Annotated in this window: 17 protein-coding genes; 12 read left to right on the top strand and 5 right to left on the bottom strand. The window is 32.8% G+C overall.

What is annotated here, in order from left to right:
* Positions 1-40 precede the first annotated feature (40 nt).
* Positions 41-1,009, bottom strand: coding sequence for a transporter (locus tag ACNRYB_RS11970; RefSeq protein ID WP_473730201.1), 969 nt, complete (start codon positions 1,007-1,009; stop codon positions 41-43).
* Between the two features lie 124 nt (positions 1,010-1,133).
* Here ACNRYB_RS11970 and ACNRYB_RS11975 point away from each other — a divergent pair, with 124 nt between their 5' ends.
* The 6 genes from ACNRYB_RS11975 to ACNRYB_RS12000 all read left to right on the top strand — a co-directional run bounded on the left by ACNRYB_RS11975 (position 1,134) and on the right by ACNRYB_RS12000 (position 9,034).
* Entirely contained in the window at positions 1,134-1,427 is a 294-nt protein-coding gene (locus ACNRYB_RS11975; RefSeq protein WP_343542095.1) for a DUF4834 family protein, read from the top strand.
* 49 nt (positions 1,428-1,476) lie between these two features.
* Complete coding sequence (locus ACNRYB_RS11980; RefSeq protein WP_473730202.1) at positions 1,477-3,915, top strand: YfhO family protein; 2,439 nt, start codon at positions 1,477-1,479, stop codon at positions 3,913-3,915.
* A gap of 50 nt (positions 3,916-3,965) precedes the next feature.
* A complete protein-coding gene (locus ACNRYB_RS11985) occupies positions 3,966-5,252 on the top strand; it encodes a glycosyltransferase family 4 protein (protein ID WP_473730203.1) in 1,287 nt (428 codons plus the stop codon).
* Positions 5,253-5,287: 35 nt separating this feature from the next.
* The gene (locus tag ACNRYB_RS11990; RefSeq protein WP_129748387.1) at positions 5,288-6,757 is read left to right on the top strand and encodes an oligosaccharide flippase family protein; all 1,470 of its coding nucleotides are present in this window, start codon (positions 5,288-5,290) and stop codon (positions 6,755-6,757) included.
* Positions 6,758-6,852: 95 nt separating this feature from the next.
* Positions 6,853-8,505, top strand: coding sequence for a mechanosensitive ion channel family protein (locus tag ACNRYB_RS11995; protein WP_129748386.1), 1,653 nt, complete (start codon positions 6,853-6,855; stop codon positions 8,503-8,505).
* 280 nt (positions 8,506-8,785) lie between these two features.
* The gene (locus ACNRYB_RS12000; protein WP_242502587.1) at positions 8,786-9,034 is read left to right on the top strand and encodes a hypothetical protein; all 249 of its coding nucleotides are present in this window, start codon (positions 8,786-8,788) and stop codon (positions 9,032-9,034) included.
* Between the two features lie 90 nt (positions 9,035-9,124).
* Here the strand turns inward: ACNRYB_RS12000 and uvrA are convergent, their stop codons facing one another.
* On the bottom strand, positions 9,125-11,920 hold the full coding sequence (gene uvrA, locus ACNRYB_RS12005) for an excinuclease ABC subunit UvrA (protein WP_473730204.1): 2,796 nt from the start codon (positions 11,918-11,920) through the stop codon (positions 9,125-9,127).
* A 516-nt stretch (positions 11,921-12,436) separates the two neighbouring features.
* Between uvrA and ACNRYB_RS12010 the strand changes: the two genes are divergently transcribed.
* Both ACNRYB_RS12010 and ACNRYB_RS12015 read left to right on the top strand, forming a co-directional pair.
* On the top strand, positions 12,437-13,021 hold the full coding sequence (locus ACNRYB_RS12010) for an RNA polymerase sigma factor (RefSeq protein ID WP_129748384.1): 585 nt from the start codon (positions 12,437-12,439) through the stop codon (positions 13,019-13,021).
* Positions 13,022-13,765: 744 nt separating this feature from the next.
* Positions 13,766-14,830, top strand: coding sequence for a tetratricopeptide repeat protein (locus ACNRYB_RS12015; RefSeq protein WP_473730205.1), 1,065 nt, complete (start codon positions 13,766-13,768; stop codon positions 14,828-14,830).
* Positions 14,831-14,894: 64 nt separating this feature from the next.
* On the opposite strand, the gene ACNRYB_RS12020 is transcribed toward ACNRYB_RS12015, so the two are convergent.
* A complete protein-coding gene (locus ACNRYB_RS12020) occupies positions 14,895-15,557 on the bottom strand; it encodes an endonuclease III domain-containing protein (RefSeq protein WP_119789814.1) in 663 nt (220 codons plus the stop codon).
* A gap of 291 nt (positions 15,558-15,848) precedes the next feature.
* Here ACNRYB_RS12020 and bcp point away from each other — a divergent pair, with 291 nt between their 5' ends.
* The gene (gene bcp, locus ACNRYB_RS12025) at positions 15,849-16,301 is read left to right on the top strand and encodes a thioredoxin-dependent thiol peroxidase (protein WP_473730206.1); all 453 of its coding nucleotides are present in this window, start codon (positions 15,849-15,851) and stop codon (positions 16,299-16,301) included.
* Between the two features lie 267 nt (positions 16,302-16,568).
* On the opposite strand, the gene ACNRYB_RS12030 is transcribed toward bcp, so the two are convergent.
* Positions 16,569-18,029 (bottom strand): TonB-dependent receptor, encoded by a 1,461-nt coding sequence (locus ACNRYB_RS12030; RefSeq protein WP_008462537.1) that lies wholly within the window; start codon positions 18,027-18,029, stop codon positions 16,569-16,571.
* 89 nt (positions 18,030-18,118) lie between these two features.
* Here ACNRYB_RS12030 and ACNRYB_RS12035 point away from each other — a divergent pair, with 89 nt between their 5' ends.
* The 3 genes from ACNRYB_RS12035 to ACNRYB_RS12045 are packed head-to-tail and all read left to right on the top strand — an operon-like array spanning position 18,119 to position 19,877.
* Complete coding sequence (locus ACNRYB_RS12035; protein ID WP_473730207.1) at positions 18,119-18,883, top strand: MBL fold metallo-hydrolase; 765 nt, start codon at positions 18,119-18,121, stop codon at positions 18,881-18,883.
* A gap of 12 nt (positions 18,884-18,895) precedes the next feature.
* Entirely contained in the window at positions 18,896-19,399 is a 504-nt protein-coding gene (locus ACNRYB_RS12040) for a hypothetical protein (RefSeq protein WP_035690590.1), read from the top strand.
* A gap of 46 nt (positions 19,400-19,445) precedes the next feature.
* Positions 19,446-19,877, top strand: coding sequence for a hypothetical protein (locus ACNRYB_RS12045; protein ID WP_473730208.1), 432 nt, complete (start codon positions 19,446-19,448; stop codon positions 19,875-19,877).
* Between the two features lie 86 nt (positions 19,878-19,963).
* On the opposite strand, the gene ACNRYB_RS12050 is transcribed toward ACNRYB_RS12045, so the two are convergent.
* A complete protein-coding gene (locus ACNRYB_RS12050; protein WP_473730209.1) occupies positions 19,964-20,533 on the bottom strand; it encodes a cysteine hydrolase family protein in 570 nt (189 codons plus the stop codon).
* Positions 20,534-20,541 lie beyond the last annotated feature (8 nt).

The raw sequence follows: 20,541 nt of genomic DNA on the forward strand, positions 1-20,541 counted from the left end.
TGGTATTAAGAGTCCTTAAAAAGGATCTAGTTATTTATGTTTATTCGTATTTTGCTTTACGTTTTCTTTCTCTTTCCTGATAATCTATTGGTTTCTCATTGTCTGGATTCTTTTTTGCTCTTGCTGCAGCTTTGTCTTCTATTTGTTTTTCTTTGTACCATCCATCATAACGCCATGATACTCCAACTCCGCCATATAAAATAGAAGGCGTATTCTTAAAGTTAGTGCTTATAGAAGCATCAACCTGCAAGTTAGAAGAAAGGAGGTAAGCAGCACCTGTACGTAGAATTGAATCGCTGTAAAAGTCACTCTTATAGCCTTGATTTTCAAGAAAACCAGACCAACGGTCATTAAATCCGTGCGTCAAAGTTAATACATATCCGTAACTTGGATAGTCTGTACCGATATAATCTGCAATAATATTTGTGACAAAAACCCAAGATCCGCCTCCAAGAAGGTTTTGGGTAATAATCGAAACCTTAGGAGAAATGGCTCCATCTGCAGAAAAATAATAAGGATTGTCAGCACCAACAAAATTAGCTCCAGCAAAAACCGAAACTGCAGGAATCAGCTCTCGCCATTGAAAATTTCGATTGGCTTTGTAACTGTAAATGTTTACTTCTCTTTTGTAATTTTTATACGGATCGTAAATAAGATATTTAGCTCCTAAAACTGTTTGTCTAAAATTGTTCTTTTTGTAGCTAGTGTACGGAGTATCAAAACTTTCTGCTTGATATTGTAAATCAGCAATAAATTCTAATTGTTCTAGAAAAGCACCAAATCTAATGGTTAAATCTGTTCCAAATCCGCTGGCATCATAATCTAATAAGTCGTGTTTTTCTTTAATGCCATAAACGCCAAATTCGGCTTGAATTACAGATTTTCCGACAGCGTAGGCTGACATCGTTTCGCCAGGGCGGTTGGAATTAATAACGTCGGTATATTGCGCAAAAAATAGTTGTGGAATAAAAAAAAGTACCGGGGCAAGTAAGTTTTTAATTTGGAACATATAATTTTTTTTGGATTAAAAAATAATAACGCATTTCAAATGTACATATTTTATTATTTATTTAAGATTCATATTTTATTTTTAAACAACGGATTTATTAATTTTGGAAAAAAATTATAGAGTTATGCAGGAAGCATCATTTTCAGGTTTAAGATTCATTATTGGGCTAATTGCCTTTTATTATATCATGAAATTTTTGGCTAGAATCTTTTTGCCAGTCTTGGTTAAAAAAGCAGTAGAAAATGCCAGCGAAAATTTTCAGAGACAGCAACAGCAATACAATCAATATAATCAAGGTAACACTTGGCAAAACACAAATACTAATAAAGACGAAATAATTGTTAATACTGCCAATGCTAAAAACCCGCGCGAAACCAAAAAAGTGGGAGAGTATGTTGATTACGAAGAAATAGATTAGATTTGTGTCCTGAAAATTTAGGATTCATTTTAACCCAAACTAGCCAAAATTGAAAATAGTAAATAAGTTCTATCCGCATGCCCTTGTTATCTTGGGCTTTATTTTTGTTTCATTAATTTATTTTTATCCAGTTCTTCAAGGAAAACAAATTTTCCAGTCTGATATTGCTCAATACACCGGAATGGCAAAAGAGCAAAATGACTTTAGAGCTATGGAAAATGCTGAGCCTTATTGGACAAACTCTGCTTTTGGAGGTATGCCAACGTATCAGCTTGGAGCAAATTATCCGAATGATTTTATTGGTAAAGTGGATGACGTTTTGCGTTTTCTTCCGCGTCCTGCAGATTACTTATTTTTATATTTTCTTGGTTTTTATGGCTTACTATTGGTTTTAAAAACAGATCCATTGAAAGCCTTTATTGGCTCAATTGCGTTTGGTTTTTCAACCTATATGATCATTATTTTAGGTGTTGGACATAATGCAAAAGCACACGCCATTGCTTATATGCCTTTGGTAATTGCTGGATTTATACTCGTCTTTCAGAAAAAATACATTAAGGGAGGTCTGCTCACCATGTTTGCGGTGGCATTAGAAATTAGTGCCAATCACTTCCAGATGACCTATTATTTATTGATTTTCTTATTGATACTTACTGGTTATTATGCTTTTAATTATATCAAAGAAAAAGACTTTAAAGGACTTTTAATTTCTTGCGGAGTCTTATTAGTTGCTGGAATTTTTGCATTGGGTGCGAATGCTGGTAATTTAATGGCAACAAATGAATATGCTAAATATAGTATTAGAGATAAAAGCGAGTTGACTTTTAATCCGGATGGATCTAAAAATGAAACCACTGCATCTATGACTACAGACTATATTACAGAATATAGTTATGGTATTGCCGAGAGTTTAAATTTAATTGCTCCTAGAATTTTTGGAGGTTCAAGCCATGAAAATGTGGGTACAGACAGCCGTATGTATGCATTTATGGTTGAACAAGGAGTTCCAGCTTCTCAAGCTCAAGATTTTGTTTCGGGAATGCCTACTTATTGGGGAGATCAGCCAATAGTTTCTGCGCCTGCTTATATTGGAGCTGTAGTTTTCTTTTTAGCAGTTTTAGCTTTATTTATTGACGAAAGAAAAATTAAATATGTTTTCCTTACTGGAGCACTTTTCACTTTGGTGCTTTCTTGGGGTAAAAACTTCTCATTATTGACAGACTTTTTTATTGAATATGTTCCGCTTTACGATAAATTTAGAGCTGTATCTTCAATTCAGGTTATTCTAGAATTATGTTTCCCTGTTTTAGCTGTTATGGGATTACAATCATTTTTTAAAGCTAAAGATGAACCAAAATTACAGCAGAAAGCATTAGTGCAGACAGGAGTTTTTGGTTTAGGAATTCTTGTTATTTTACTAATAGCAAAAAGCTTCTTTCATTTTACAGGAACAAGCGATCAATATTTCTTAGAAAGCTACGGACCAGGTTTTGTAGATGCTTTAAAAGAAGACAGAATGACGATGTATTATGCAGATTTATTGAGATCTGGATTTTTAATTGTAGTTACTTTTGTCGTATTATGGATGTTTGTTAAAAACAAATTTTCTCAGACTACAACTTTAATTGTAGTTGGAATCGTAATGATTTTTGATTTGTTCTTTGTGGATAAAAAATATGTTTCTGCTAAAGATTTTGTTAGTCCAGTTCAGATTGCGGCACCTTTCCAAGAAACACAAGCAGATGCTCAGATATTAAAAGATACTTCAGTTTACCGTGTATTTGATCTTCAGGGACAATTGCAAGGAAGATCTTCTTATTTCCATAAAACAATTGGAGGATACAGTGCGGTAAGACCAAGAAGAATGCAACAATTATACGATTATCAAATTGCTAAAAATAATTTGGAAGTACTTAATATGTTGAATGTTAAGTATGTTATTCAAGTGGATAAAGATGGAAATCAGATTCCGAGCGTTAATCCAGATGCAAACGGAAATGCTTGGTTTGTAGAATCGGTAAAACTGGTAAACAAGCCAGACGATGTAATGAAAGCTTTGAACACTTTGGATACTAAAAAAGTAGCGGTTTTCAATGTTCACGAACATGAAAGCAAGTTCCAAAATGCAAGATTGAAGAAAGCTTTTGATACAACAGGAACTATTAAAGTTGTTACATATAAGCCAAATTATATCAAATACAAGTCAGAAAATAAAGGAGATGGTTTAGCTGTTTTCTCTGAAATGTATTATAAAAATGGTTGGAACGCTTATATTGACGGCAAACTAACAGATCATTTCCCAGTTGATTATGTTTTAAGAGCAATGGAAGTTCCTGCTGGAAAACACACTATTGAATTTAAATTTGAACCTCAGATTATTAAAACTGGAGGAACAATTACTTTAATAAGTTCAATTGGAATGTTGTTGCTTTTGGTTGGGGGAGTTTATTTTGAAAGTAAAAATTCTAATAAGAAAGAAGAAGTCTAAAACTTCAATATTTTAAATTTCCGCTTTAAAAAATATTAATCTCATTTTCCTTGGAACAAAAAAAACTTTTAATAATTACCTATTACTTTCCGCCTGCGGGTGGGCCAGGGGTACAACGTTGGCTGAAATTTGTAAAATATCTTCCTGAATTTGATGTTCAGCCCATAGTTTACGTTCCGGAAAACCCGACTTATCCAATTGTAGATGAAGGTTTGGTAAGCGAAATATCAGATAAAGTAATTGTTTTAAAGAATAAAATTTGGGAGCCTTATCAATTGGCTTCCATTTTTTCAAAAAATAAAACCAAGAAAATCAGTTCTGGGATTTTTCCGCAAAAGAAAAAGCAAACCTTTTTGGATAAGACATTTCTTTGGGTTCGCGGAAATCTTTTTATTCCAGATGCTCGCGTATTTTGGGTAAAACCATCAGTTTCTTATTTAGAAAAATACATTCAAGAAAACAATATTGATACAATTGTAACTTCTGGACCGCCTCATAGTTTGCATTTAATCGGATTAGAATTACAGCAGAAATTAAAAGTAAAATGGTTTGCCGATTTTCGCGATCCTTGGACAACGATTGGATATCATAAAGCACTCCGTTTGTCTTCTTATGCAGAAAAAAAACATAAAAATTTAGAGTATAAAGTTCTTAATTCAGCAGACGAAATCATTGTAACCAGCAAAACCACTAAAACTGAATTTGAGGCGATTACCAATAAGCCAATTACAGTAATTACAAATGGTTATGATGTTGAAACTGTCGAAAAACAGACTTTAGATACTAAATTTACTTTAGCTCATATTGGTTCTTTTTTATCTGATAGAAATCCGCCGTTTTTATGGGAAGTTTTGGTTGAATTGCTGCAAGAAATTCTAGAATTTAAATCTCATTTAGAAATAAAACTAATTGGAGCTGTAAGTCAAGAAATTTTAGATGCTATTCAAGAACATCAATTAAATGACTATTTAAACTTAGTGGGTTACGTTTCGCACAAAGAAGCTGTGGCGCACCAAAGAAAATCTCAGGTATTGCTTCTAATCGAAATTAATTCTGAAGATACAAAAAGCATCATTCCAGGAAAATTATTCGAATATATGGTCTCAAACCGTCCAATAATTGCCATTGGACCTCAAGGTTCTGACTTTGCCGATATCGTTACGCAGACCAATACAGGAGTATTTTTTGATTATTCTGAAAAAGCGAAATTAAAAAGTGTAATTTTGGACTTTTTTAATCAGTTTTTGGAAGGGAAATTGCAGTCGCATGGGATTGGTTTACAGCAATATTCAAGAAAAAATCTAACCAAACAATTAGCACAGCTGATTAAAGGATAATCATTTAAAAATCACATACAATCTAAACTCAAAAAATGGGTATTGTCTTAAATCAGTCTTTTAAAAACACTATAATTACATACATTGGTTTTGGTATCGGAGCCATTAATACATTATATCTTTATCCCGTTTTTCTTGGGGCAACTTATTACGCATTAACCAATTACATTACTTCTGCTGCAAATGTAATTATGCCTTTGTTTGCGATTGGAATGCAGAATACGCTTGTAAAATTTTATTCGCAGTATAAAACAGAAGAAGAAAGAGAGCAGTTTTTGTCATTTACAGCGCTCTTTCCAATTTTAATGTGTATTCCGTTAGGACTTATCGGAATCTTCTTCTACGACGATATAACTGATTTTGTTTCTAAAGAAAATCCAGTTGTTCGTGAATTCATGCTTCTTATTCCGTTTATCGGAATCTGTATGGCTTATTTTGAAATTTTTTACGCTTGGGCGCGAGTGCATATGCATTCCGTTTTCGGAAATTTTATCAAAGAAGTTGGTTTAAGACTGCTTTCTACATTTGCTTTAATTGGATTGTATTTCAATTGGATTTCGCTGGTTGGATTTGTGTACATAACAGCAGGGATTTATTTTTTCGCATTTCTGATTACAATGTTTTATGCATTCTATATCAAAAAGCCAAATTTTCAGATTACAATACCTGAGAATGTAAAAGCAGTAATGGAATATACTTTTTATATTATTCTTTCAGGAAGTGTTGCCAATTTGCTTCTGGATGGCGATAAACTAATGCTGAATCAGTACATGAAGATTGAGAATATTGCTTATTATTCTGTGGCGACTTATATTGCTTTGGTTATTTCGGTTCCAAGCCGTGCCATGCATCAAATCGTGTATCCAATTACCGCCAAATTAATGCACGAAAATAAGCATGATGAATTGAATCAGCTGTACAAGAAAACGTCTATTAACTTGCAGATTGTAGGCGGATTTGTAATGTTGTGCATTTTTGTGAATATTAGACAATTATATGAGTTAGTTCCAAAGGAATACAGTGGCGGTATTGCGGTCGTATTTATGATTGGGCTTTCTAAATATTTTGACTTGATTTTAGGAAATAACAATGCCATTATTTTTAATACCAAATATTACCGAATGGTATTATATTTAGGATTGATGCTGGTGGTTTTAACTGTGATTTTAAACATGCTGTTTATTCCTGATTTTGGAATTATGGGTTCAGCATTTGCAACACTTTTGTCTATTACGTTATACAGTTTGGCAAAATTACTTTTTGTAGTTAAGAAGCTCGATTTGTATCCTTTTACCAAACAGACGATCCATTCAATGCTTCTAACATTTGCATTGTTTTTACTGTTTTATTTCTGGGAATTTCCATTTTTTCAATTAATCAGCATTGCTCTGAAATCGATATTAGTAACTATTGTATATCTGTATCTGAATTATAAGTTCAAGATATCTCCAGATATTAATAATGTTATAGATTCTATTTTTAAAAAGATAGGGATTAAAATTTAATTCTGAGTCGTAGGAAAAATGTAAATAATTTAAAATCGTAGCTTTTTTGTTTTTATATTTGTTAGAAAGGATAACTAATTTATTTCTAATTGAATATGAGGATAAAAGTACTTAGGTTATTAGCTTTATTTTTTGTTTTATTTGCTTTTTCAGTAAACGCCCAGACTAAGAATCTGAAGACTTCTGATAAAGAACAGAAAAATGTAGAAATAAAAGGTTATCCAGTAGCTCCTTTTAAAGACACACTTTTTTTAGTTTACCACAATGTGGGGTCTTTTTCTGCAAAAGAACGAGCAGAATACATTGCCAATAAAATTAAAAGGCTTTATAATGAATCTTTTTTTGAAAAAGATTCTATTAAAATTGTGCCTTCAGATGTTTCAATGGATATTGTTTACCAAAACGATTTTGTTATCATGTCTGTTTTGGATGCTGATGCAAAGGCGGAAAATAGTTCTGTAAGCGCAATTGCTAATCGTAATTTATCTAAAATTAAAAGCGCGATACTATATCAGAATGAAAATTACTCGCAATTGCCAAAACGAATTGGTTATACCGCTTTATTAGTTGTTATAATCGGTTTTGTTTTATTTTTAGTCGGTAAGATTTTCAATCTCATTAAAAATTACATTGTCAAGAATAAAGCGAGATACTTTAAAGGATTTAATTACAATACGATTAAAATATTATCTCCAGAAAAACAATTGGTTTTGTTTCTTCGCTTTTTTGGTTTCATAAAAATAATAACGCTGGTTTTAATAGTTTACTTATCGCTTCCAGTTTTATTCAGCATCTTTCCGGCTACTAAAGATTACACTACAATGTTGCTTAGATGGATTTTAACGCCAGCTAAATCTGCTTTAATGGGATTTGTTGGGTTTTTGCCGAGCTTGTTTACTATCATTGTAATTGTTATCATTTTTAAATATTCACTCAAAGTAATTAAGTTTTTCTTTGATGAAATAAAATCAGAAAATATAAAAATTGACGGATTCTACAGCGATTGGGCGCTGCCAACATTCAATGTAATAAGATTATTGATGTACGCCTTCATGCTAGTGGTTATTTTTCCATATCTGCCTGGTTCGGATTCACCTATTTTTAAAGGAGTTTCAGTGTTTGTCGGGGTTCTTTTTTCATTGGGATCTTCCAATGCTATTGCTAATATGGTTGCTGGATTGGTCATTACGTATATGCGTCCGTTTAAAATTGGCGATTATATAAAAATTGGAGATGTTAGCGGTGAAGTCATCGAAAAAACAGGTTTGGTAACTAGAATTAGAACTCCGAAGTTCGAAGACATTACGATTCCAAATGCGACAGTATTATCAAGTACTTCTACCAATTATTCTGCAAATACAAAACATTCTACAAGCGGATTATTAATTCATACTACGGTGACAATTGGATATGATGTTCCTTGGAAAGATATTCACGCAGCTTTGATTGATGCAGCTTTAAAAACAGATATGACAGAAAAAGAGCCTAAACCATTTGTGCTTCAAACCAGTTTAGACGATTTTTATGTTTCGTATCAAATCAATGTTTATACAAAAGAACCGACAAAACAGCCACGAATTTATTCCTCGCTGCATCAGAATATTCAAGATTCTTTTAATGTTGCTGGTATCGAGATCATGTCGCCTCATTACAGCGCTTTACGAGATGGAAACACCACAACGATTCCGCCAAATTACTTAAAAGAAGATTATGAATCTCCTGTTTTTAATATTAAGAACAAAGGTTAAATAATTGATAACGAGTGATTAAATTTAAAACTTTAACACTTGAATACTTTGTAATTAATTGAATAAAAATTAACTTTATCATGAATGTTTAGCATTTGTTTGCTCAAATAGCAGTTTTTTTTCTAACAAAACGATTAAATGTAGGTGTTTTTTTATTTTTTAGAATTAACTATTTTTGCAGGAAATTACGAATAAAAGTGTAACCAGAATTAATTGTAGATTAGTAATTATGAAGTACAATCATCTCAGCCATGAACAAAGCATGCAAGTATTTTCTAATATGATATCAAACAAAGTTCATAATGGATTTACTTTAGAAGAAAGAAACGATGAATTGCTTTTTGCAGTTTTATCTAAAGGAGGAAAAGTGGTTAACCACAGTTTAAATTTTTTGATTTTTTGTTTAACTCTAGGTTTATGGTCATTTGCTTGGCTATATCTAACCTTTGAGGCTTCAAAACAGAAAAAGATTTTAGTAGCTATTGACGAAGACGGTCTTCCATTTGAGGAAAGATGTTTGGTGGCTTAGAACATTAAAAAAGAAAAATAAATACAAAGCCATAAATACAGTTTAATCAATTGTATTTATGGCTTTGTTATTAAAAAACGAGGCAATTGCTTATAATTTGTCTTTTAAATAAACTCCCGTTACAGATTCTTTTACTTTAACAATATCTTCTGGAGTTCCAGATGCCAGCAAATGACCGCCATTTTCTCCACCTTCAGGACCTAAATCAAGTATCCAATCGGCACATTTAATTAAATCTAGATTATGTTCGATTACAATTATCGAATGTCCTTTTTCTATTAAAGCATCAAACGAAGCCAAAAGTTTTTTAATATCATGAAAGTGAAGACCAGTTGTAGGTTCGTCAAAAACAAACAAAGCTTTGTCTTTTGTAGCGCCTTTTACGAGAAAAGAAGCCAATTTAATACGCTGTGCTTCTCCACCAGAAAGCGTAGAAGAAGATTGCCCTAATTGAACATATCCTAAACCAACATCTTGTAAAGGTTGTAATTTTTGAGTGATTTTAGACTGTTTATTTTTTTCGAAAAAAGCAATCGCATCGTCAATCGTCATCGTAAGAATATCATTGATATTTTGATTGTCAAAAGTAACTTCTAAAATTTCTTTTTTAAATCGTTTTCCTCCACAAGTTTCACAAGGCAGTGAAACATCGGCCATGAAAACCATTTCGACATTTATAGAGCCTTCTCCTTTACAAGTTTCGCATCGACCTCCGTCAACATTAAAAGAGAAATGTTTGGCCTGATAACCTCTTATTTTTGATAATTTTTCTTTGGCATACAAATCACGAATATCGTCATACGCTTTAATGTACGTTACAGGGTTTGATCTAGAGCTTCTTCCAATCGGATTTTGGTCTACATATTCAATATGCTTAATTTGAGAAAATGATCCTGAAATCTCAGAAAATTGTCCTGCTTTTTCGGCAGCGCTTTCTAGTTTTTTCTGAACAGCAGGAAACAAAATTTTCTTAATTAAAGTACTTTTTCCGCTTCCAGAAACACCTGTAACAACCGTTAGAACATCTAAAGGAAAAGTAACATTAATATTTTTTAAGTTGTTTTCGCGTGCGCCGATTATATCAATATGATTTTTGTATTTTCTTCTTTTCTTCGGAACAGTAATTTCTAAATCGCCATTTAAATATTTAGCTGTCAGAGAATCTGATTTCAAAATTTCATCATAAGTTCCCTGAGCAACCAGTTTTCCTCCAAAAGTTCCAGCTTCTGGGCCAATGTCAATAATCATATCGGCAGCTTTCATGATATCTTCATCATGCTCAACCACAATTACCGTATTGCCAAGATCACGAAGAGAAAGCAATACTTTAATTAACCTTTCAGAATCTTTAGGATGCAGACCAATACTTGGTTCGTCGAGAATATACATTGAGCCAACCAAGCTGCTTCCAAGAGAAGTAGCTAAGTTAATTCGCTGAGATTCTCCTCCAGAAAGAGTTGCAGAATTTCTATTTAGAGTAAGGTAATCTAAGCCAACTTCAGATAAAAAAGACAAACGATTATTAATTTCAATCATTAATCGTTTTGCAATTTGCTGTTCGTATTGGTTTAATTCAATGTTCTTGAAGAAAGTAACCAAATGTTTGATTGGTAAATCAACCAGATCAGAAACTGTTTTTCCGTTGATTTTTACATAAGAGGCTTCTTCGCGCAAGCGTTTGCCTTTACAAGCGTGACATTTCGTTTTACCACGATAACGAGACAGCATTACACGATTTTGAATCTTATAATTTTTTTCTTCTAATTCTCTAAAGAAATCATTCAGCCCTTGAAAATACTGATTTCCAGTCCAAATTAAATCTTTTTGTTCTTCTGTTAATTGAAAATAAGGTTTATGAATTGGGAAATCAAATTTATAAGCATGTTTTACCAATTCATCTTTATACCAGCTCATGCTATCACCTCGCCATGGATAAATAGCACTTTCATAAACAGATAAAGAAGTGTTTGGAACAACCAGATCGGCATCAATTCCTATGATGTTTCCGTAACCTTCACAAACAGGACAGGCTCCATATGGATTGTTGAAACTGAATAAATGAACGTTTGGCTCAAGAAAAGTTATTCCGTCAAGTTCAAAATTATTCGAATAAGAAAATCTCTTCTCACCGTTTAATTCCTGAAGAAAACAAATTCCTTTCCCCTCAAAAAAAGCAGTCTGAACTGCATCGGCCAGACGATTGTAAAATTCTTCTTCTTCCTTTACAACAATACGATCAATAATCAATAAAATATCTTTATTGTCAAATTGATGTAAATCTGAGGCAGAAAATTCATCTAAACGAATCATTTCGTTATCAACCAAAATACGGGCAAAACCTTGCTGCAAAAGTACTTTTAGTTTATCTTCAAGCTGTCTTCCTTCTTCTAAGTGAATAGGAGCGAGGAGAAGCCATCTGCTGTCTAGAGGAAGGCTTTTGACATCAGAAATAACATCTGTAACTGTATTTTTTTTAACTTCCTGTCCAGAAATAGGAGAGTACGTTCGTCCAATTCTGGCAAACAAAAGTTTGATATAATCGTAAATTTCAGTAGAAGTTCCAACAGTCGAACGGGCATTGGTCGTATTTACTTTTTGCTCTATAGCAATTGCAGGAGCAATACCTTTAATGTATTCTACTTTAGGTTTATCTAAACGACCTAAAAACTGACGAGCATAAGAAGATAAACTCTCTACGTATCGTCTTTGTCCTTCGGCATATAAAGTGTCGAAAGCTAAACTCGATTTCCCTGATCCTGAAAGACCTGTAATGACAACCAGTTTATTTCTCGGAATAACAACATCTACATTTTTTAAATTATGTACCTGCGCTCCTTTAATTATAATATTTGATTTTGGATCTATTTTAGAAAGGTCAATTTGCATAAAAAAGTCAATTTTTACAAAAGTAATCAATTTTGAATTGGATTTAGTTAAGGATTTAGTTCCAAATCTTAACTATTTTATCATAATTCGAATGACTTCTTTCGGCTGAAAAAATCTATTTTTAGAGTGTGAAAACATGCAGTTTAAAGTCTTTTTTAGAAAAATATCGATGAATTGTCGTTTTATTTCAAGAAAAATTGTAATTTAAATTTAGATTTTATGTGATAAATATATTTTATCTTGTTAATTGTAAGGTATTTACGTTTGTTTTTTAACACTTTTTGAGAGCTTTTATTTTACGGATTTTTAGCTTTTTTTGCGTAAATATTATGTTTATTGTACATTAATAAAAGTTTTACTAATAATAATTAATGATTTTATTTGCTTTTTAAAATTAAAATTTGTTAAATTTGGTCACAATATTAACATAACTCAAAAAAAGACACGCCTATATAAGAAAACTACTTTTTAGAAAATACTCCAAATTTTAAAATAAAACTAAAAAAAGTAGTTATTATGGCTGATCTGCATACTCCAGACGCTCTATTAGTAAAAAATTATGTTGACGGTAGCGAAGCTGCACTGGCAACATTAATAAAGAGGCACGAATCTAAGATATATGGTTTTATATATTCTAAGATTGCTGATAGAGATATTTCAAATGATATTTTTCAAGACACATTCATTAAAGTAATCAAAACTTTAAAAAGCAATTCGTACAACGAAGAAGGTAAATTTTTGCCTTGGGTTATGCGTATTTCTCATAACTTAATCGTTGATCATTTCAGAAAAACCAAAAAAATGCCGATGTACAGAGAAACAGAAGAATTTTCTATCTTCTCTATTATGTCAGATGATGCGCTTACAATTGAAGGCAAAATGATTGTAGATCAGGTAGAGCTTGATTTGAAAAAACTAATTCAAGAGCTTCCAGAAGATCAAAAAGAAGTATTGGTAATGCGTATGTATCAGGACATGAGTTTTAAAGAAATCTCAGAAGTTACTGGCGTAAGTATTAATACAGCATTAGGTAGAATGCGTTATGCGCTGATGAATTTGAGAAAAATAATAGATAAACATCAAATTATTTTAACCAACTAATACTATTTTGATAATTAGCCCGTTATACTAGTATAAAACATTTTGATAGTATGGGGAAAATTTACTCAAAAAAAGCACTAGCTTCTAAAAATCTTAAACCTAAAAAAGAAGTCGTTTCTTTTTTATTGAATTACTCGAAAGCCTTGACTGTTGTTAAGATCGACGATAAAAATTTTGAGATTATAGCTAACTAAACAGCCCACTGCTCCTGTCGGATGTTTATAAAAAACAAACCAAATGGTCGTTTTGGTTTAAGAGCTCACTGTTTGTATATTCTATATACAAGTAGTGAGTTTTTTGTTTTAAATTTTTTTGTGTAAAAAAAGTATAAGGTTTTACAGCATTTTTCTCTCTAATTTGTTAAAATTTAATATTTTGATTGGATTTTATGTGTTTGTTTGATTTTTAATTCTATTTTAGTTAAAAAACTAATTTTTTATTCGGTATAAATGCTTTTGTAAAGGATTATTCGCATTGAAAATTCAGTTTAAGTTAAAAATTAGAAAAACAATATATTAAGAATTAAATATTTAACCCCAAAACAGATTGTTTATGAAGAAAAACTACCCTGCTTTATTTTGTTAAGTTTGATGCCCATTTGATTATTGAGTGACAATTTGGACCAGCAAATGTTTCTCATAAAATAGTAATAAAGGTAATTTTCAATCCAGTTTAATTATCTCTTCTTACTGTACCTCAAAACAAACTAAGAAAATCATTTAATCACCAAAACTTAACCGCAAAATGAAAGAGAACATTAAAGTGTTGTCATGCTTATTGATGATAAGTATTGGCGCATTTGCCCAAAAAGACAAAATTAAGGAAGCACAGTCTTTATTTGATAAAGGAAATAGCCAGGAAGCTTTAGCGATTTTAACTAAGACAGAATATCTTATTCTTAACGCATCTGATGAAGACAAATCTGATTACTACTTCTTAAAAGGGAACGTTTTAAAAGATTTGGCTGTAAAAAATATAGATGCAGCAAATAATTTTACATTGGCATCACAATCGTACCAAGATGTATTTTTGTACGAGAATGAATCAGGAAAATTTAAATGGACTGTTAAAGCTAATATGGCTTTAAAAGATATGAAAGCCAGTCTTGTAAATGGGGCCATGGCAGATTTTAGTGCTGGAAAATATAAAGAAAGTGCCGAGAAAAGTTATAAGGTATATTTATTCGACAAGAAAGATACTCTAAACTTGTACAATGCGGCCGCTTCCTCTATTAATGCAAAAGATTACAATGCCGCTGTAACTTATTATGAACTTCTAAAAAAGATTAATTATTCAGGAAAAGGTGTTTTGTATTACGCTACAAATAAGAAAACAAAAGAAGAAGATGTTTTCATTTCGCCAAAAGCTCGAGAATCGGCTATACAGCAAGGTCTTTATGAAAAGCCAAGAACAGAATCAGTGCCTTCTAAAAAAATAGAAGTGAACAACAATTTGGCTTATGCATATCTTGAGAAAAAGGATTATTCCAAAGCGGAATCCATTTATAATTATGTTTTAGAATTAGATCCAAATTATGTAGATGCTTATATCAATTTGGCTTATTTGAAATTGCAAATAAAGAAAGATTTAGCGGATGAAATTTCATCATTGGGAACTTCGCCAGCTGAGATGCAGAAGTACGATAAGCTGAATGCCAGAAAAGACGACATCACAAGAAGTGCAATTCCATATCTGAAAAAAGTGCTTACGCTTGAACCAAAAAATCAAGATGCAACAAAAACGCTGCTAGGCGTTTACAGATCGCTTGATATGACAGCAGAGTATAATGCTTTGAAAGCGGGAATGTAGTTTCCAGTTAAAAGGCACAAAGTTGCAAAGTAACAAAGGTGCAGAGATTTTTATCTTTGCGCCTTTATTTTTTTGATGCTGTTTTTTGCAATTCTTCAATGAGAGATTTCTTTCCGACAGTTCTCGTGATGATATCTTTCTCTAAATTCCATCCTCGCGCAGGAGAATATTCTCGGCCGTACCAAATAATCTGCAAATGCAAGTCGTTCCATAATTCTCTCGGAAATAATCTTTTGGCATCTTTCTCAGTCTGCGCTACATTTTTTCCGTTAGATAAATTCCATCGGTACATTAATCTGTGAATGTGTGTGTCTACAGGAAAAGCAGGAACGCCAAAAGCTTGCGACATTACCACACTCGCTGTTTTATGTCCAACTGCAGGTAAAGCTTCTAGGGCTTCAAAACTCTGCGGAACTTCACCATTATGTTTTTCAATTAAAATTTCAGATAAACCATGAATTCCTTTTGATTTCATTGGAGACAAACCGCACGGACGAATGATTTCTTTGATTTCCTCCACCGACATTTTAACCATATCGTACGGATTATCAGCTTTAGCGAACAAAAGTGGTGTAATTTGATTCACGCGAACATCAGTGCATTGAGCAGATAATAAAACTGCAATTAAAAGCGTGTAAGGGTCTTTATGGTCAAGCGGAACAGGTATAGTAGGGTAGAGTTCTTTTAAGGTGTCGATAACAAATTGTACGCGAGCTTCTTTATTCATTTCCGTGTTTTTAATGCTGTAAAAATAATATAATTTTAATGATGTGCCTAATCCAGCTTTCCGTTTCAACTCCTCATTATGCTAGTAACATTTTTAAGTATTTAAAAGAGCTTCCGTTGGTCGCTTTTTAAATACAAAAAATGTAAACTATCATAATTCCGGGGTTTTCACTTCAATCTGGGGCAAATAAGTTATGAATTATGAGTTATTAGTTATTAGCTCGGTAAATAGTTATCAGTTATCTTTGTTTTTTAATCTAATATCTAAAATCAACAATCTAAAATAAAATATATGACAACATTAAAGGCAGGAGATAAAGCGCCAAACTTTTCGGGAATAGATCAAGACGGAAAAACACATAAACTAGCAGATTATGCTGGAAAAAAACTAGTAGTTTTCTTTTATCCAAAAGCAAGTACGCCAGGATGCACAGCAGAGGCTTGTGATTTAAGAGATAATTTTCATCGTTTTCAAGCCAATAATTATGAGCTTTTGGGTGTAAGTGCAGACAGTGCAAAAGCGCAAGTTAAATTCAAAGAAAAATACGAATTGCCTTTCCCGTTAATCGCAGATGAAAACAAATCGGTTATCAATGCTTTTGGAGTTTGGGGGCCAAAGAAATTTATGGGAAAAGAATATGACGGAATTCATAGAACAACTTTTGTAATCAACGAAAAAGGAATTATCGAAGAAGTAATCGAAAAAGTAAAAACAAAAGAACACGCATCTCAGATTTTGAAATAGTGGCTTTTTTGGTTCAAGTTTCAGGTTTCAAGTTTCAAGTTGCCTGTTGGAACTCATATTTTAACCGCAAAGCACGCTATGGTATACGCAAAGTTCGCAAAGCTTTAAATAGACTAAGCTTTGCGAATTTTGTATTTTTAGCATAAACTGGTAGAAGAAAACTTAGCGTGCTTTGCGGTAAAAAAATATCCGCTCCAACTATAACCTGAAACCTGAAACAAAGAAAACTTGAAACAAAAAAAGTCCCTTTTTTAGGGACTTTTTTTATTATGTATTTTGTTCTAATTCTTTCTGTGGGTGATATCCAAAAAGATGATGTTCTTTGATTAATTCTGCAATACCGGACGGAAGCATTGGTTCCCAGCCTTTTTTTCCTTGGTTGATCATTTTTAAAACTTCTCTAGAGAAAACATCCAAGATGTTTGGATCGTAATCTTCAATATCAACCACTTTTCCGTTGAATTTGAAGAATTTGTACAATTCTTTCATTCTAGGATGAACTTTTAAGTTATTCGAGTTCATTAAAGTACCATCTTCGTCCAACATTGGATATAAGAATACCTTCATGTCTCGGTAGAATAATTTTCCAAAAGCTTCTAAGATTCCTCCGCTTAAGTGGCGATAATATTTCTCGTCAAAAATATCGACAAGGTTGTTTACACCCATTGCCAATCCCATACGGGCTTTGGTATAATTGGCGAAGTATTCTACCACTTTATAATATTCTTGGAAATTCGAAATCATAACCGTTTGTCCAAGCGAACAAAGCAATTCAGCTCTGTCCATAAAGTCGCGTTCGTCAATTTCACCATCAGAACGTAAATTCGAAAGTGTGATTTCAAAAATAACAAGCGTATTGTTTTTTTCAACCTTATTCTCTTCAAGGAACATTTTTAATGATTTCTCATACATATCCATGTTTACTTTCGTAACAGGACGGAAACTTCCTCTTAAAGCTAAAAGGTTTTTCTTGTATAAGATAGCTGCCGGCAGAATGTTTTTCCCTTCTGGATTAAACATTACGGCATCAGTCATTCCGTTTTTAACCAATTGCAAACTCATCAGACGATTGTCAACATCGGCAAAACGCGGTCCAGAAAAGTTAATGGTGTCGATCTCTAATTGATCTTTATCTAAGTGATCGTATAAGTAACGAAGTAATCGTTTTGGATCGTTGTATTTGTAAAAAGCACCGTAAATTAAGTTAACCCCTAAAATTCCAAGTGTTTCTTGCTGTAATCTTGCGTCGGTCTCTTTAAAACGAATGTGAAGGATGATTTCGTTGTAAGCTTCGTCTGGTTCGATTTGGTATCGAATTCCAACCCATCCGTGACCTTTAAATTGTTTAGCAAAATCTATTGTGGCTACTGTATTAGCGTAACTGAAAAAAAGTTTTGTTGGGTGTTTTTCTCGGCTTAAACGCTCTTCGATGATTTGTCCTTCATGGGTAAGCATTTTTTTTAATCGCTCTTCGGTAACATATCTTCCGTCGCTTTCAGCTCCATAAACGGCGTCACTGAAATCTTTATCATAGGCAGACATGGCTTTTGCAATAGTTCCCGACGAACCTCCCGATCTGAAAAAGTGTCTAACTGTCTCTTGTCCAGCGCCAATCTCAGCAAATGTTCCGTAAATATTTTCGTTTAAATTAATGCGTAACGCTTTGTCTTTTATAGAAGGAATCTGTTCGATGACCTTGTCACCTTTGAGTTTTATTTCTGTACCCATTTTGTTTTAAATAGATTTGTTACAAAGTTAGTAAATTAGCAGTCTAATGAAAGAGAAATAATCTATTTTTGTAAAAAAATTAAGTTCAATTGAAGGTTTATTTTTTAGGTACTGGCACTTCTCAAGGCATTCCAATTATCGGAATCGATCATCCAGTTTGTAAAAGCACTGACGCTAAGGATAAAAGGCTTCGTGTATCCATTTGGATAACATGGGACGAGCATTCGTATGTGATAGATTGCGGTCCTGATTTCAGACAGCAAATGCTTTCATGCGGATGCCGAAAACTTGACGCAATTCTTTTTACCCACGAACATTCTGATCACACTGCTGGTTTAGACGATATTCGTCCGTTTAATTTCAGACAAGGAGAAATTCCGATTTACGGGCATAAACGCGTTTTGGATAATCTGAGACGTCGTTTTGATTATGTTTTTGAAACTGTAAATAAATATCCAGGTGCTCCAAGCGTAAAAACAATCGAAGTGCAGAATAATGCGCCTTTTGCTGTTGGAGATAAAATAGCAATTCCGATAAACGCTATGCATGGCGATTTACAGGTTTTTGGGTACAGAATCGAAGATTTTGCTTACTTAACCGATGTAAAAACCATTGAACAAGCTGAAGTTGAGAAGCTGAAAGGAATAAAAGTTCTAGTTGTAAATGCATTACGAGTTGAACCTCACGATACTCATTTTAATCTTCAAGAAGCACTTGACTTTATTAATTTAGTTAAACCCGAAAGAGCTTATTTAACGCATATCAGCCATGTTTTAGGCTTTCATGAAGAAGTGCAGAAACAGCTTCCTGAAAATGTTTTCTTGGCTTACGACAATTTAGAAATTACAATTTAATTATACCACACAATGAAAAAATCTTTAATGCTTTATCTTTTTATTCTTGCCATTTTGATGAATGTTTTTACGTATTCATTTTATAGTGGAGAAGTAAAATTTGGACAAGAGCGATATGATAAAACAACTAAGAAACTAAGAGATAGCATCAGTTTGATGAAAAATAAATTGGCAGAAGCAGATTATTTTTCTTTAGAGCACAACGAAAATGCGCAAAATTACTTTGATAACAGTGCCTCTGGAGGAAAAGTGATTTTATATGAAAAATTGATTCCAGTTGTAACTGAAAAGTTACTGGACTTTAATTCAAATCCAAAAGGGAATCCTTACACGGGACAAGATCAGATTGGGCCAAACAAATTTATCATCAATAAAGTAAAAATCTTAAACCACCGTTGGATTATTGCAGATTACAGTAATGGTGAATTGTGGGGAGAAGTCTTGTTAAAATACTTTGTTGATAACGACGATAATATTACCTTTGAAGTAAATCAAACTTGGTTATATCAAAAATAGGATTTTATAATCCTATTTTTTTTGACCTTTAAATAAATATAGGATTATGAAAAAGATGTTTTTGTTTTTGATTATTGCAAGCGCATTTTCTTGTGCAAAAAAAGTTTCTCAAGAAAATACAAGCGCAACTCCAAAAGAAACTAAAAAGGAAGCTGTCGTCGTTGGAGGAGATTCCGATTCTCATGGATGTAAAGCTTCAGCAGGCTATACTTGGTCAGTTTTGAAAAAAGAATGCATCAGAGTTTTTGAAAACAGCACAAGACTAAATCATGCTGAAGATGGAAAAACGTATTCTACAGTTTCGTATGTGATTTTTGACGGAAATAAAGCAGAACTTTTCTTAGATACTCAAAAAGAATCCATCATTTTAGAAAGAAAATCAGAAGGTGATTCTTGGGCTAACGGCGATTGGCAGTTGATTCCGTGGAAAGGATATGTTCTGAAAAAAGCAGGGAAGATTCTTTATACGGGAGAATAAAGTTTACAGTCACAGTCTCAGTTTTCAGTTAGAACTTTGACAAAGTTTTTTTATAGTTAGATTGAAACTGAGACTGCGACTGAATACTAAACAATTTCTTTAATGAACTCAGAATCTACGACTTGAGCAAATTCTTCATCTAAACTTGCTAAAGCAGTCTGATGTATTATTTCGGCAGAGAAATTTTCTCCGTTTATGCCTTTTTTATTGAAAGTTGCTGTTGCGTCAGAAATCAGATAAACGTTGTAACCGAAATTTCCGGCCATTCTTGTTGTAGTAGAAACGCAATGGTCTGTAGTTAAACCAACAATTACCAGATTAGTGATTTTAGCAGCATCAATAAGCTCTTTTAAATTCGTACCGATAAAAGCGCTGTTTACATTCTTTTTAATAATGATTTCTCCTTCAAGAGGTTTTACCACATCTTGAAATTCATTTCCTGGATTCGTTTCGTTTAAAATTGAATTTGGATTTGAAGAACAATGCTGCACGTGAAAAATAGGCAGATTTTTACTTCTCCAAATTTCCAGAAGTTTGCCAGCTTTTTCTTCTGCTGTAACATTATTACGGTCGCCACCCCAATAGGCAACATCGTGAAAACCTTTCTGGATATCAATTAAAATTAATGCAGGATTAATAAGTTTTGAAATGCTCATTTTATAAA

The organism is Flavobacterium sp. CR10, from assembly GCF_055814415.1.